This window comes from Halorussus limi (assembly GCF_023238205.1).
Lineage (GTDB): Archaea > Halobacteriota > Halobacteria > Halobacteriales > Haladaptataceae > Halorussus > Halorussus limi.
The window spans coordinates 12,419-26,339 of record NZ_CP096659.1 but is presented as its reverse complement, the minus strand read 5'-3'; the positions used below and the strand labels follow the sequence as shown (position 1 = coordinate 26,339).

12 protein-coding genes are annotated in these 13,921 nt (G+C 66.9%); 8 read left to right on the top strand and 4 right to left on the bottom strand.

Annotated features, from left to right (window positions below; translation table 11 throughout):
* Positions 1-131: 131 nt before the first annotated feature.
* A complete protein-coding gene (locus tag M0R89_RS00110; RefSeq protein ID WP_248650535.1) occupies positions 132-1,448 on the top strand; it encodes an FAD-dependent oxidoreductase in 1,317 nt (438 codons plus the stop codon).
* A gap of 9 nt (positions 1,449-1,457) precedes the next feature.
* Here the strand turns inward: M0R89_RS00110 and M0R89_RS00105 are convergent, their stop codons facing one another.
* A complete protein-coding gene (locus tag M0R89_RS00105; protein ID WP_248650534.1) occupies positions 1,458-2,990 on the bottom strand; it encodes a DUF7282 domain-containing protein in 1,533 nt (510 codons plus the stop codon).
* A gap of 508 nt (positions 2,991-3,498) precedes the next feature.
* Between M0R89_RS00105 and M0R89_RS00100 the strand changes: the two genes are divergently transcribed.
* Together M0R89_RS00100 and M0R89_RS00095 are read left to right on the top strand one after the other, a co-directional pair.
* Positions 3,499-4,035, top strand: coding sequence for a hypothetical protein (locus tag M0R89_RS00100; RefSeq protein ID WP_248650533.1), 537 nt, complete (start codon positions 3,499-3,501; stop codon positions 4,033-4,035).
* A gap of 112 nt (positions 4,036-4,147) precedes the next feature.
* Positions 4,148-4,840 carry a hypothetical protein gene (locus M0R89_RS00095; RefSeq protein ID WP_248650532.1) on the top strand — a complete coding sequence of 231 codons (693 nt, stop codon included), beginning with the start codon at positions 4,148-4,150 and terminating at the stop codon, positions 4,838-4,840.
* A 152-nt stretch (positions 4,841-4,992) separates the two neighbouring features.
* Here M0R89_RS00095 and M0R89_RS00090 read toward each other — a convergent pair whose 3' ends face one another.
* Together M0R89_RS00090 and M0R89_RS00085 are read right to left on the bottom strand one after the other, a co-directional pair.
* On the bottom strand, positions 4,993-6,483 hold the full coding sequence (locus M0R89_RS00090; protein ID WP_248650531.1) for an MATE family efflux transporter: 1,491 nt from the start codon (positions 6,481-6,483) through the stop codon (positions 4,993-4,995).
* A complete protein-coding gene (locus M0R89_RS00085; protein ID WP_248650530.1) occupies positions 6,480-7,061 on the bottom strand; it encodes a TetR/AcrR family transcriptional regulator in 582 nt (193 codons plus the stop codon). Before M0R89_RS00085 ends, M0R89_RS00090 begins: the two co-directional genes overlap by 4 nt.
* A 136-nt stretch (positions 7,062-7,197) precedes the next feature.
* On the opposite strand from M0R89_RS00085, the gene M0R89_RS00080 reads away from it, so the two are divergent.
* A complete protein-coding gene (locus M0R89_RS00080; protein WP_248650529.1) occupies positions 7,198-7,497 on the top strand; it encodes a DUF7545 family protein in 300 nt (99 codons plus the stop codon).
* A gap of 376 nt (positions 7,498-7,873) precedes the next feature.
* Here the strand turns inward: M0R89_RS00080 and M0R89_RS00075 are convergent, their stop codons facing one another.
* Positions 7,874-8,536, bottom strand: a complete 663-nt coding sequence (locus M0R89_RS00075) for a 2,5-diamino-6-(ribosylamino)-4(3H)-pyrimidinone 5'-phosphate reductase (RefSeq protein WP_248650528.1) — start codon at positions 8,534-8,536, stop codon at positions 7,874-7,876.
* A 70-nt stretch (positions 8,537-8,606) separates the two neighbouring features.
* Between M0R89_RS00075 and M0R89_RS00070 the strand changes: the two genes are divergently transcribed.
* The 4 genes from M0R89_RS00070 (at position 8,607) to M0R89_RS00055 (ending at position 13,907) form a co-directional block, all read left to right on the top strand.
* Positions 8,607-9,935: an arylsulfotransferase family protein gene (locus M0R89_RS00070; RefSeq protein WP_248650527.1), complete on the top strand. Its 1,329-nt coding sequence runs from the start codon at positions 8,607-8,609 to the stop codon at positions 9,933-9,935.
* Between the two features lie 62 nt (positions 9,936-9,997).
* The gene (locus M0R89_RS00065) at positions 9,998-11,266 is read left to right on the top strand and encodes a Single-stranded DNA binding protein (RefSeq protein ID WP_248650526.1); all 1,269 of its coding nucleotides are present in this window, start codon (positions 9,998-10,000) and stop codon (positions 11,264-11,266) included.
* Complete coding sequence (locus M0R89_RS00060) at positions 11,263-13,164, top strand: hypothetical protein (protein ID WP_248650525.1); 1,902 nt, start codon at positions 11,263-11,265, stop codon at positions 13,162-13,164. Before M0R89_RS00065 ends, M0R89_RS00060 begins: the two co-directional genes overlap by 4 nt.
* The gene (locus M0R89_RS00055) at positions 13,164-13,907 is read left to right on the top strand and encodes a metallophosphoesterase (RefSeq protein WP_248650524.1); all 744 of its coding nucleotides are present in this window, start codon (positions 13,164-13,166) and stop codon (positions 13,905-13,907) included. Before M0R89_RS00060 ends, M0R89_RS00055 begins: the two co-directional genes overlap by 1 nt.
* Positions 13,908-13,921 lie beyond the last annotated feature (14 nt).

Genomic DNA, 13,921 nt, shown 5'->3' with positions numbered 1-13,921 from the left:
GGTATAGGGGTAAGGCCTTCGAGAGCCAATCCTCGTCACTCCTCTGACTGACCGACGGACGACCGCCGGAGAAAGCGGAAAATCGCGGAGACAACACAAGCTAAATACCCTCCCGGTAGCAATATTGCATCATGAGCGAACACCCGCAGGTAGAGATCTATACGAAGGAAAACTGCTCCTACTGCGAGAAGGCCAAGGACCTCTTCGACTCGAAGGGCGTCGAGTACGTGACCTACAACGTCACCGGCGACGAGGAACTGTTCGACGAGATGGTCGAGCGCGCGGACGGTCGCCAGACCGCACCCGAGGTCTTCATCGACGACGAGCTAATCGGCGGCTGGGACGACACGCAGGCGTTGGACGAGACGGGGGAGTTGGACGAGAAACTCGGCATCGCGACGGCCGGCGGAGGAACGGAACACCGCAAGCTAATCATCTCCGGGAGCGGAATCGCGGGCCTGACCGCGGCCATCTACGCCGCCCGGTCGAACAACGACCCCCTCGTGCTGGAGGGCGACGAACCCGGCGGGCAGTTGACGCTGACGACCGACGTGGAGAACTTCCCCGGGTTCCCCGAGGGAATCAGCGGCCCGGACCTCATCAACAACATGAAAGAGCAGGCCGAGCGGTTCGGCGCCGAAATCAAGAACGGCGTCATCGCGGACGTGGACGACTCCTCGCGGCCCTACCGCGTCGAACTCTCGAACGGCGACGTGTACACCACCGACGCGTTCATCGCCGCCTCGGGCGCGAGCGCCCGGACGCTCGGCATCCCCGGCGAGGACGACCTGATGGGCTACGGCGTCTCGACCTGCGCGACCTGCGACGGCGCGTTCTTCCGCGACGAGGAGATGATAGTGGTCGGCGGCGGCGACGCCGCGATGGAGGAGGCCAACTTCCTCACCAAGTTCGCCTCGAAGGTCTACCTCGTCCACCGCCGCGAGGAGTTCCGCGCGGAGGACTACTGGATAGACCGCACCCACGAGAAGGTCGAAGAGGGCGACATCGAGATAGTCAAGAACGCCGAAGTCCGTGAGATTCACGGCTCCGTCGAGGAGGGCGTCGACTACGTCGAACTCGTCCGCCACCCCGAGGGCTACCCCTCCGACAAACTCGACGACCCCGAGACCGAGGAGTTCGAGATGGACGTGGGCGCGGTGTTCCTCGCCATCGGTCACACGCCCAACACCGACTACCTCGAAGACACGGCGGTCGAGATGGACGAGGCCGGATACATCCGGACCGAGGGCGGCAAGGGCGGCGGTCAGACGAAGACCGGCGTCCCCGGCATCTTCGGCGCCGGCGACGTGGTGGACTACCACTACCAGCAGGCCGTGACCGCGGCGGGCATGGGTTGCAAGGCCGCGCTCGACGCCGACGACTACCTCGAAACCGCCGAACTCGAAGCCGAGGAGGGCGCGACAGAGGCCGCCGCCGGCGACGACTGAACAGTCATCTCATCCGGCGGTCGTCTCGGTAGTGGTTCCGTTGGCGGTCCCGTTCGTCGTTTCCTCCGTTATATCGACGACCGCGATGGCGTTGACCGCTTCTCTCGAATCCGTCTTCGTGTACGGCCCGTCGGCCGTCCGGTTCGAGGACACGAAGTCGAACTCTCGATTGCCGTTCGAGTCCCGGTACGCGACGGAGACGAGTCGCTGGGACTGGTTCAGCGACCGGTCGAGTTCGACCGTGACGTTCTCGTGGGACCCCGCCGACAGGTAGTCCGATACGCCGACGATACTCTCGACGACCTCCCCCTCGATGACGCCGGTATCGTGAACCACGACGAAGCCGCCTTCTGGGAGGGTCACGGACTGCACCGTGACCGCGCTGCCGTTCGAGTTCTGGCGCTCGAACGTGAGATTCGCGGTCCTCGCCTCCGCCTGCGTGGTCGTGGCGTTCGTCGCCGTCGTGGTCGTCGGGTTCGCTGTGGTAGTTGCGTTCGTCGTCGTGGTCGTAGTGGCGGTTACGTTCGTCGTCGGAGGAGTCGCCTCTTGCTCCGCCTGCGTCGTCGTCACGTTCGTCGCGGGAGTAGCGGTTACAGTCGTCGCAGTGGTGGTCGTCGCAGTCGCGTTCGTCGTGGTTACATTCGTCGTAGTGACGGTCGTCGTAGCGTTGGCTGCCTCCACCTCTGGGGTCGTAGCCGTCGTAGTGGTCTCGTTCGTCGGAGTCGCGGTTTCGGTCGCCGTCGTAGTGGTCGTTCCTTCTTCGGTCGTGACTTCCGCCTGAACCGTCTCTTCGGTCGTTCCCTCCGCGGTCGTGACTTCTGCTTGAACCGTCCCTTCCGTAGTCGTCACTTCCGCTTGGGCCGTCCCCTCCGTCGTAGTCGCTTCGGTCGTCGCCGTCTCCGTGGTCGGCGTGTTGTTCTCGGCCGTGGTGGTCGTGGCGTTTTCGACAGTGGTGACCGGTGTCGTCGTGGTCGCTGTCGTCTGAGTCGTCGTAGCGTTCTCGACTGTCGTGGTCGCCGTCGTCGCGGTTTCGGCCGCCGTGGTTGTGGCGTTCGCGGCCGCCGTGGTCTCGGTCGTTGTCGCTTCGGCCTCCCCACCGACTAGCGTCAGATTGGCAGTTGCCGACGCCTCTTCGCTGAACACGCCGTGGACGAACGTTCCCGTGGGGAACCCGGCGGTGTCGTTCGCCGTGACGTTGAACTGCACGGTTCTCGCCCCGTTGGCGGGAATATTGGTGAACTTGGCCGCGATGACGTTCCCGGCAATCTGATAGCGGGCCTGATTCACCACCGATTCGTTGCGGCGATTGACGATGGTCGCCGAGACGGTGTAGTTCGTCCCGACGCGGACCTGCTCGGGCGCCGTGAGGTTCTCGACCGAGAGGGTTGCCGGGGCCTCAGTCGTCGTGGTCGTCTCCTGACCCGCCGCGGCGTCGTCGGTGGGTGTCGTCGCTCCGCCCGCGACCACTCCCGCCCCCGTAACGACGAGCGCGGCGACGAGTGCTATCGCCGCCGTCCGGCGTCGCTCGCCTCGCGAAATCATCGGGTCGTCACCTCGAAAAACCTTATTTTTCTGGCACACATGTCGTGTCAGGACCCACTCCGTATCGCAGGTTATACTCTCACGACCGTTCACGCGTTATCTCCCGATTAGAGCGCGATAACCCTCGATGACCGGTCCGACCGGGAAAGCCGCCGTCCGCTTCGCCAGATTCCCGAACCGAACGACCGCAATCTCGCGGGTCGTACCTCCGCTACGTGCCGACCGGCGTGACGAGCGAATCGGCGTCGGTTCGACACCACCGTGCGGTCGGGTCGATTCGGGTCGCAGTCGGTGTCTTTCGGCGTTTGTAATCGTTACCGCTCGCTCAACCTAGACCGACGTTTGGTAAATAGTGACATACGTCCGGGTAACGGATAATACGAAATGAGAGGCGGATATAATATCTGTTCCTCGGATACAATAATGGGTTTCTGACCGAACGGTCGTGCTTTTTTATCAATCAGTCAGTCCCATGTACAGGTGCCCTCACAGGGGTGAGGAGAGAACTATGTCAGAGGAACACAACGCAGACGAGAGCGACGATTCGCGGCGGTCGTTCATGAAGAAGGGTGCGTTGGCGTCGAGTGCAGTCGCGCTCGGACTCGCCAGTAGTGGAAGCGTTACGGGAGCACAGGAGAACGCACAGCAACCGAACACCGGGTTGGTGTTCGTGGACGACTACAAACCCGGCGTGGGGTTCCAGATGGTCAGTCGGCTTCAGCAGCCGACGGTAGAGAGTATTCTGGGCTACGTGGACCCGGCCAACCCCGACCAGAGCGACGGTGCGGTCGTCGACCCGGACGACTGGAACGGGTACATCATCAACTATCAGGGCTGTGGTCCCGGGAACTACAACCTCGTCTTCCTCCGGGAAGGACTGCTCGAACAAGGCCAGACCTACTCGTTCACCACCAACGCCGTCTTCTTCAGCAACCGCCTCAGTCTGCTGGAATCGGAGATGCAAACCGGAACGGGCGGCGGTGGCGGTGGCGGCGGTGGCGGCGGCGGTGGCAACGGCGGCGGAAACATGACCAGTCCGTCATGAAGAACAGACGGCGGGGGAGCGCGCACGCGACCGGTCGGCCCGTCCGGGAGTTCGTCCGCGGCGGAGCGCGCGACCCCGGTCGAGAAAGCGGCGCGGAATCGTCACGGGGACCATGACGCAGGAAAACACACAGCAACCGAACACCGGACTGGCGTTCGTGGGCGATTACCAGCCCGGAGTCGGGTTCCGTCCCGTGAGTCGAATCCAGCAACCGACGGTCAACCAGATTCTGGGCTACGTGGACCCGGCCAACCCCGACGGAGGCGACGGCGCGGTCGTAGACCCCACGGACTGGAACGGGTACGTCGTCAACTACCTCGGCTGTGGTCCCGGGAACTACAATCTCGTCTTCCTCCGGGAAGGACTGCTCCAGCAGGGCCAGACCTACTCGTTCACCACCGACGCCGTCTACTTCAGCCACCGGCTCCAGCTTCTCGAAGCCCGAATACAGCGAGGCGCCGGACAGGCGGGACAGCAGGCAGGAGCACAAGGCGAGACCACAGGACAGGGTGAAGCCGAGACCACGACGCAGGAGGCCACGACACAGGAAACGACCGCGCCGGAGGGGACACCGACGACCGAGCAGACGACGACTGCACCGGAGGGAACGACGACCACGACGACGGAGACGACTGCGACGGAGACGACTACGACCAACGGGACGACCGAGACTACGACTCCCACTGCTGACGGAACCACCACGACACCGGTGGACGGGACGACGACACCGCCGGACGAAGCCACGACCGCGGCGGAGACGACCGAACAGGTCATCGTGAACGCCACCGAGACGGAAAACGGGTGACTCTCCGACGCGCGTCAACGCGGCGTCGCGGACACGCGGAAGCGGAACTCGGCGTCGCTGTCCGTCGGTATCACGTATTTCTTCTGCGAACGAATCGACACCGGAAGTCGTCGGTTCGAAGTCGAGACCTGCGGCGGACGACCGACTCCCGGTCAGTCGTCCGACACCGCCGCGTCGCCGTCGTCCGCGTCGACGGGACCCGGACCGGGCGTGCCGCGCACGTCGCCCTCGCGCCACGTCCCGCGCTGGAACCAGAGCCACGCGATAATCGCGCCGGCGACGTTCGACGCGAAGAACGCGACCCAGATGCCCTCGACGCCGTAGATAGCCTCGGAGGGGACGAACGGAATCGCGAGGCGGAACTGGGAGGCGACGTACGCGACCGGCAGTCGGATGCCCGCGAGCGTGGCGATGGCGATGGCGGCGGCGACCATCGTCTTGCCCGCGCCGCGGAACCCGCCGGTGAACGCGCGCATGATGCCGATGAAGCCGAACGAGAGCGACACGTACCGCAGGAAGGTCGCGCCGGTCGCGAGCACGTCGGGGTCGTCGGTGAACACCGCGACGATGGGCGTCGGAACGAGGAAGATGAGGACGCCGACGACTGCGAGGACGACGAACAGTCCCTTGGCGGCGACGTAGTTTGCCTGCGCCGCGCGGTCGTACTTCCCCGCGCCGATGTTCTGGCCGGTCATCGTCTCGACGCCCCGAGCGACCGCGATGGCCGGGAGGAAGATGACCGAGAAGACTCGGGTACCGATGCCGTATGCGGCGACGATGGTCGTCGGGAACAGGCCGACGATGAGCAACAGCGCGTTGATGGAGAGGGCGCGCCCGGTCCCCTCGATGCTCGCGGGGATGCCGATTTGGAGAATCTTCCGGAGGTACTGGAAGTCCGGGCGCATGTCCTCCGCGTTGATTTGGATGCCCCGGTTCCCCGAGAGCATGATGCCGAGTCCGACCAGCATCGCCACGCTCCGGGAGAACACCGTCGCGATGGCCGCGCCCTCGATGCCGAGTTCGGGGAACCCGACGGTGCCGACGACCGGCGCGTTCTGGACCACCGTCCACCCGTTGATGAGGAACGGGTCGAGGATGACGTTCAGGACGACCGTTCCGCCCATCACGAACATCGGGGTGAGCGTGTCGCCGGCACCGCGCATCAGCGAGATGAACACGAAGAACCCGAACATGAACGGGAGACCGAGCGCGATGACCTGCATGTAGGCTGTCGCGCCGGGGAGAACGGCGGGCGAGGCCCCGAGGAAATCGAGGAAGGGTCGGACGAACGGGTAGCCGACGGCGCCGAGTATCACCGACGCGATGAACGCGAACGAGACCGTCTGGGAGGCGGCGTACTCGGCCTCCTCGGTCTCGCCGGCCCCGGTGTGCTGGGCCACGAGGACGCTCCCCGCGACCGACAGGCCCATCCCCAGCGAGATGAGCAGGAACACCATCGGGAAGCCGAAACTGATGGCCGCCAGCGCCTCGGTCGAGTACTGGCCGAGCCAGAACGTGTCGGCGAGGTTGTACGCCGTCTGCATCAGGTTCGTGATGACGATGGGGAGCGAGAGGAAGATGAGCGGTCTGACGATACCGCCCTCGGTGAGGTCGAGGTCCTCCTGCCCTTTGAAGAGGCTCACGCCACCACCTCCGACGTGTACCCGAGCCGTCGTTCGAGGTACTCCTCGACGAGTCGCCGGGTCTCGTTCGGGTCCTCACCCAGCGCGACCTCTCGGATGTGCGCGCCGTTTATCGCCGTGACGATGAACTGGGCGACCTCCTCCGGGTCGGCGTCGTCGAACTGCCCCGACTCGATGCCGTCGCGGACGGCGGTGGCGACGACTTCCCGCAACCGGTCGTCCATCTCCACGAACCGCTCGCGGTAGGCGTCGTGGTACGGGGCCTGCGATTTGAGTTCCATGAGCGGGATGGGCGACACGTCCGTGTCCTCGGCGGGCGTGAAAATCGCGTCCAGAAACGCGTCGAGTCGCTCTCGGGGGTCGCTCGCCTCGCAGGCCAGTCGCCGCTCGAACTCCTCTATCAGGTGGTCGAGAAACGCGTTCAGCAACTCCTCTTTCGTGTCGAAATGGTAGTGAAACGTCGCCTTCGAGACCGACGACTCGTCCGCTATCCGCTGCATCGTCAGGTCGGCGTAGCCGTGTTCGCAGAGGGCACGGTACGTCGCGTCCATCATCTGTTCGGAAGTCTCTGCGTCCATTCTCTACACGAACTTACTGACCAGTCAGTCAAAAGGATTTTGAATCGAAACATCGACCGTCGGACGCTCTCGCGCCTCGGCGTCCGTTCGACCTGACACCCGCACATCTTTACGTCCGCCCGGGGAATGGGGGAGTATGACCGACAACGAAGTCGAGACGGTAACGTACACCATCGAGTCGCCGGACGGCGACTCCGAGGACCTGACCCTCCCGAAGGGCGTCGTGGACCTGCTCCGCGAGAACGACTCGGAGACCGACACCGAAGTGCTGGGCGACCTGACGATGCTCTCGTTCGCACAGCAGGCCCACGCGCTCGTCCACCACGCGCCCGAGGACCCCGACGAGGAGGTCCTCGCCAACGAGGAGAAGACGATGGAACTGTTCGAGGAGCGGTTCGGCCAGACGTTCGGCGAGATGACCGGCCACTCTCACTGACGCTCTCCTTTCGCTGACCGTTTCCGACCCGACCGTCCGAACTGTCGCCTCCAGCGGACGCGCCGGTCACGGCGACGCCCTCCCGGAGTCTCTCCGAGTTCCGTCGCCTCGACGTTAAAAACCGTTTGCATGGCAGGGAACAGTCACTCCCCCGACGCGCCCGAAATGCGCTCGGAACGACAGCGATGGGCGAAGAAGGAACTCGAATCCGAGTGAGTTGTCGGGACTGTTCGTTCGAGAGGACCGTGAGCAGTACCGACGACGAGAAACCCGCGGAGGTTCTCATCGACCACGGCCAGCGGACCGGACACACGCTCGCCATCGACCGACTGGACGAGTGACGCCGCCGGTCTCGACCGTCGCCCGCCGCTCTCGCTCAGACGACCGCGTACCGGAGTAACACCCCGTCGTCTACACGCTCCACGTCGTCGAGTTCCAACTCCGGGAACTCAGCGACGAACCCCTCGCCGTCGGCCAGCGTGGGCGCGTCTCGGCCGCCGACCAGTTTCGACCCGACGAACACCCGGAGTTCGTCGGCGAGTCCGGCCTCGAACAGCGAGAAGATGAGTTCGCCGCCGCCCTCGACCATCAGTTGCTCGACGCCCTCCCGCTCCAGCGACGGGAGCGCGCTCGCGAGGTCCACGCGCTCCTCTCCGGCGGTGACGAGGCGCGCGCCCGCGGCCTCCAGCGCCTCGATTCGCTCGGCGGGCGCGGACTCGGCGACGAAGACGTAGGTCGTAGCGGCGTCGTCCAGAATCCGGGCGTCGGTCGGCGTCCGCGCTCGGGAGTCGGCGACGACCCGCGCCGGGTGGGCGGGTTCGTCGCGTTCGCGCCGGGCGGTCTGGCGTTCGGGGTCGTCCAGCGTGAGGTGCGGGTCGTCGGCCAGCACCGTGCCGACGCCGACCATCACCGCGTCGCTCCCGGCCCGGAGGGCGTCGACCCGGTCGAAGTCGTCGGGTCCGCTGATGGTAATCTGGTCTCGGCGCTTCGAGGAGAGTTTCCCGTCGGCGCTCATCGCGGCGTTGACGACCACGCGCATACTCCCGGTAGTGCGCCGGTCGGAAAACCGCTTTCGGTCGATTTATGTCGCCGAGTGTGTAGTTCGACGTGTGCGCCGATACCGTGCGGTCTTCGCCCTCGTCGTCCTCGTCTGTGCCAGTACGCTCGGGTACAGTTACGTCTCTTCGCCCGCCAACGCCGCGGTGACGACCTACGAGCGACAGTCCGAACTGCCGGCCGACGAGCGCGCGCAGGTCGTCGCGCCTCGGAACAACGTCACCGTCGTCGCCGGCCACGGCATGAAAGGCGAGTCGGCCGCGCTAGTCGCGTTCGGTCCCGAAGGGACGGTCCTCTATCACAACGACACCCACCACGGCTACTTCGACGTTGACCCCGTGAAGGGGACCGAAACGACCGTCGAGTACGTCGCCGAACACAACTACGAGGGCGACGACTGCGGCGGGAAGTGTACCGTCTCGGTGGTCGAGCGAGTCAACCTCACGACCGGCGAAGTCGAGCGCGTCTACTCGCAGGTCATCCCGCAGGACCGCGGGGCCAACTGGCACGACGTGGACCGTCTCGGCGAGGACCGCCTGCTGGTCGGAGCAATCAACACCGACGAGATGTACGTCGTCAACACGACCACCGGGATGACGACGTGGGAGTGGTCCACCACGCAGTCCTACCCCATCTCGGGCGGCGGACCCTACCCGGCCGACTGGGCCCACCTCAACGACGTGGAGCGACTCGACGACGGACGAATCATGACCAGTCTCCGGAATCAGGACTCGGTGGTCTTCGTGGACAAGCAGACCGGCGTGCAGGAGAACTGGACGCTCGGCGCCGACGGTTCCCATGGCATCCTCTACGAGCAGCACAACCCCGACTACATCCCCGAGTCCGAGGGCGGCCCGGCGGTCGTCGTCGCCGACTCGCTCAACGACCGCGTCGTCGAGTACCAGCGAGAGGACGGCCGGTGGAACCGGACGTGGGTCTGGACCGACGAGGAGATGAAGTGGCCCCGCGACGCCGACCGCCTCCCGAACGGCAACACCCTCATCGCCGACACCAACGCCCACCGCGTGCTGGAGGTCAACGAGACCGGCGCGGTGGTCTGGAGCGCGGAGTTCTACGCGCCCTACGAACTCGAACGCCTCGGCACGGGCGACGAGAGCGAGGGCGGGCCGAGCGCCGCCGCGGCGAACCTCGACTCGCGCGACACCGCCTCGCTCGTCAACGGGTCCGAAGCGCCCTCCTTCGCCGGGTACACGCCCCGGAAAGTCACCAACAGCATTTCGTTCGTCCTCCCGGTCTGGATGGGTCTGAGCGACGCCGCGGTCGCGGTCCTGCTCGCGCTGACGGTGGTCGCGTGGGCGGTCTTGGAGTTCCGGAACGTCTCGCTCCCGGTGACGTTCCAGTGGCCGGTTCGCCGCGAGTGACCGGACGCGACCGTCGGTTCCCGTGACGAACACTTTTAATCCGTCCGGGCAAAGTCCCACTGATGAGTTTGGACGACCATGCCGAGGATCTCGCCTCCGACCTCGGCGTCGACAAGCAGGAGGTCAAGGCGGACCTCGAGAACTTAGTGGAGTACAGCGTCCCCGTGGACGAGGCCAAACAGAGCCTCAGGCGGAAGTACGGCGACGGCGGCGGGGGTTCGAGCGAACCCTCGCGGGCCGACGTCGCCGACATCTCGACCGAGGACAGCAACGTCACCGTCACCGCGAAGGTGCTGACGGTCGGCACGCGCTCGATTCGGTATCAGGGCAACGAGCAGGTCATCCGCGAGGGCGAACTCGCCGACGACACCGGGAAAATCTCGTACACCGCGTGGGAGGACTTCGGCCTCTCGGCGGGCGACACCATCACCGCGGGCAACGCCGGCGTCCGCGAGTGGGAGGGCGAACCCGAACTGAACCTCGGCGAGAGCACGAACGTCGCCTTCGAGGACGACATCGAGGTTCCCTACCCCGTCGGCGGCGATTCGGACCTCGCGGCCCTCGAACCCGGCGACCGGGGCATCGACCTCGAAGTCGAAGTGGTCGACTGCGAGACCAAGACCATCGACGGGCGCGACGGCGAGACCGAAATCAAGAGCGGCGTCCTCGCCGACGAGTCGGCCCGCCTCCCGTTCACCGACTGGGAGGCCCGCCCCGAAGTCGCCGAGGGCGCGACGATGCGACTCGAAGACGTCTACGTCCGGGAGTTCCGGGGCGTCCCCTCGGTCAACCTCTCGGAGTTCACCGAGGTGTCGCCGCTCGACCGCGAACTGGCGATAAGCGACACCGGCACCCGGATGACCGTCCGCGACGCCGTCGAGACCGGCGGCGCGTACGACGTGGAGGTCGTCGGGAGCGTCGTGGCGGTCCGCGACGGTTCGGGCCTCATCGAGCGGTGTCCCGAGTGCGGCCGCGTCGTCCAGAACGGCCAGTGCCGGAGTCACGGCGACGTGGACGGGCAGGACGACCTGCGCGTGAAGGCGATTATCGACGACGGCACCGGGACCGTGACCGCGGTCCTCGACGACGAGCGCACCGAGGAGGTCTACGGCGGTGACGTGGAGGACGCCAAGGCTCAGGCCCGCGAGGCGATGGACAAGGAGGTCGTCGCCGACTCCATCCGCGACCGGGTCGTCGGCCACGAGTACCGCGTCCGGGGGAACCTCTCGGTCGACGACTACGGCGCGAACCTCGAAGTGACCGAGTTCGAGCGCTCCGAGGACGCGCCCGCCGACCGCGCCGACGCGCTGCTCGCGGAGGTGGCCGAATGAGTTCCAACGGCGACGGAAACGGTGACCGTGACGACAACCAAGGCGGCGCGGGCCGCCGCGAAGTCGCGTGGCGCGTCTTCGCCGCGGAGTACGACGACTCGGACTTCGACTACTCCGAGAGCGACGAGGAGCGCGCGCCCAACTACGTGGTCACGCCGACCGGCGCGCGCATCAACCGCCTGTTCGTGGTCGGGGTCCTGACCGAGGTCGAACAGGTCAGCGACGACGTGCTCCGGGCGCGGGTCGTGGACCCGACCGGCGCGTTCGTCCTCTACGCCGGGCAGTACCAACCCGACGAGATGGCCTTCTTGGAGAACGCGTCCCCGCCCGCGTTCGTCGCGGTCACGGGCAAAGCACGGACCTTCCAGCCGGAGGACTCCGACCGCGTGTTCACCTCGATTCGGCCCGAGTCCATCAACCGCGTGGACGCCGACACCCGCGACCGCTGGGTGGTCCAGACCGCCGAGCAGACCCTCTCGCGGGTCTCGACGTTCGCCGACGCCCTCGACTCGGGCGAGCGCGGCGACCCGCTCCGCGAGGCGCTGGAAGCCAACGGCGTGGACTCGGGCCTCGCGGCGGGAATCCCGCTCGCGCTCGACCACTACGGCACGACGAGGGCCTACCTCGCGGACGTCTGGGACCTCGCCGTCGACTCAGCCCGCGTCGTCGCGGGCGAGATAGACGCCGACGACGTGGGACCGCTCGAACTCGCGCCCGACGAGGGCGGCGACGAAGTGGGCGTAGACCTCGACTACTCGCTGACCGACGCCGAGGCGGGCGACCTCTCCGACCTCGAAACCGGTGCGAGCGCGCCCGAGGGGTCTGTCGCGACCGAGTCGCCCGAATCGGCTGGCGCCGCCGACGCGACCGAGACCGCAGAGTCCCCGGAAGCGACCGAAACCGCGGAGGCGACCGAATCGACGGAAGCGACCGAAACCGCCGCCCCCACCGAATCGACCGATACCGAGTCCGGCCTCGGCGACGCCCCGGAATCGACGGCGACCGCCGACGAGGACCTCGGCGACGCTCCGGAACCGGGGACCGAGACGACCGAAGAGACCGAGACGACCGCGGACGACGGCCTCGGCGACGCCCCCACCGGCACGGTCGAGGACGCCGAGGACGCCGCGGAGCTACAGGACGAAATCGGCACCGACGACCCGCCGACCGTCGAGTCCGAGCAGGACACCTCGACCGACGAGGAGTTCGCGCCCGAGACCGACGGCGACGACGAGGGGCCGGACATCGGCACCGCGGGCGCCGGCGACGAGATGTACGAGTTCGACGACGAGGAGCGCGAGCAGGTCGAGGAGGAGTACGGTCTCGAGTTCTCCTCTGGGTCCGAGGTCGAGAGCCCCGGCGAGTCGGAGATGGACGCCCCGAGTCCGGACCCCGAACGGGGTCCCGACGAACCGACGACCGAGCGCGAGACCGAACTGGACGACGACGAACCCAACGCGGGCGAACCCGCCGACCCGACCGCCGAGGAAGTCGATACCGACGAGCTACAGGACGTGGAGTCCGCGTCGGGCGGCACCGAGGAGGTCGTGAACACCGACGACGAGGCTCCCGCGGGCGGCGCTTCGGCGGCCGCGGAAGCGCCCGGCGCGTCCATCGCCGAAAACGAGATTGCGGACGAAGGCGACGAGGGCGAGGCTGCTGACAGCGACGAGGAGGCGGGCGGCGAGGAGGCCGAAGCGCCCGCGAACCTCGAAGACACCGTGATGGACCAGATGCGCGAACTGAACGACGGCGACGGCGTCGAGCGCGAGACCCTGCTGGCCGCCGTCGTGCAGGACTACGACGTGACGCCCGCCGACGTGGAGGACGCGCTCGAAGCCGCGCTGATGGCCGGCCGGTGCTACGAGTCTGGCGAGGAGACGCTCAAGCCCATCTGATGAGCCTCGTGGAGCCGGTTCCCGGCGAACCGGCCGCGCTCGCCGAGTTAGGCGGCGAGCGCGCGCTGGTGGTCGCCGACTTCCACGCGGGCATCGAGCAGGCGCTCCGGGCAGAGGGCGTCTCGCTCGATAGCCGCGCGAGCGAGCGCCGCGAGCGACTGCTCGCGCTCGTCACCCGAACCGACGCCGACCGCGTCGTCTTCCTGGGCGACCTGATGCACGCCATCGGAGACCCCGGCGGGGCCGAGCGCGGCGAGATAGAGGTCCTGCTGGAACGCTTAGACGAGCGCGGCGTCGCCGCGACGCTCGTCAAGGGCAACCACGACGGCGCGATAGAGTCGTGGGCCGACCTCGACGTCACCGACGGCGCGGGGGTTCGACTCGGCGACGTGGGGTTCGCGCACGGCCACACGTGGCCCGCGCCCGAAGTCCTCGACAGCGAAGTCGCCTGCGTCGGCCACGAACACCCCGCGGTCCGACTGGAGGACGAGGTCGGCGGAAGCCGGGTCGAGCGCGTCTGGCTCCGAGGGTCGCTGGCCGCCGAGGCCTTCGCCGACCGCGAGGGGTCGGTCCGGCCCGGCGCGGAACTCGTCGTCTTCCCCGCGTTCAACGACCTCGTGGGCAAGACGTGGGTCAACGTCGCGGGACAGGAGTTTCTGGCGCCGTTCCTCCCCGACGGGTTGGCCGACGGGCAGGCGTACCTGCTCGACGGGACGCGACTGGGCGACTATCGGACCGTCTGACGCCTCGACTGCCC

Bases quoted from the DNA above. Each gene is read 5' to 3' on its own strand.
- M0R89_RS00060 (WP_248650525.1), top strand. From the start codon at position 11,263: ATGAGTTCCAACGGCGACGGAAACGGTGACCGTGACGACAACCAAGGC.
- M0R89_RS00065 (WP_248650526.1), top strand. From the start codon at position 9,998: ATGAGTTTGGACGACCATGCCGAGGATCTCGCCTCCGACCTCGGCGTC.
- M0R89_RS00075 (WP_248650528.1), bottom strand. From the start codon at position 8,536: ATGCGCGTGGTCGTCAACGCCGCGATGAGCGCCGACGGGAAACTCTCC.
- M0R89_RS00080 (WP_248650529.1), top strand. From the start codon at position 7,198: ATGACCGACAACGAAGTCGAGACGGTAACGTACACCATCGAGTCGCCG.
- M0R89_RS00100 (WP_248650533.1), top strand. From the start codon at position 3,499: ATGTCAGAGGAACACAACGCAGACGAGAGCGACGATTCGCGGCGGTCG.
- M0R89_RS00095 (WP_248650532.1), top strand. From the start codon at position 4,148: ATGACGCAGGAAAACACACAGCAACCGAACACCGGACTGGCGTTCGTG.
- M0R89_RS00105 (WP_248650534.1), bottom strand. From the start codon at position 2,990: ATGATTTCGCGAGGCGAGCGACGCCGGACGGCGGCGATAGCACTCGTC.
- M0R89_RS00085 (WP_248650530.1), bottom strand. From the start codon at position 7,061: ATGGACGCAGAGACTTCCGAACAGATGATGGACGCGACGTACCGTGCC.
- M0R89_RS00110 (WP_248650535.1), top strand. From the start codon at position 132: ATGAGCGAACACCCGCAGGTAGAGATCTATACGAAGGAAAACTGCTCC.
- M0R89_RS00055 (WP_248650524.1), top strand. From the start codon at position 13,164: ATGAGCCTCGTGGAGCCGGTTCCCGGCGAACCGGCCGCGCTCGCCGAG.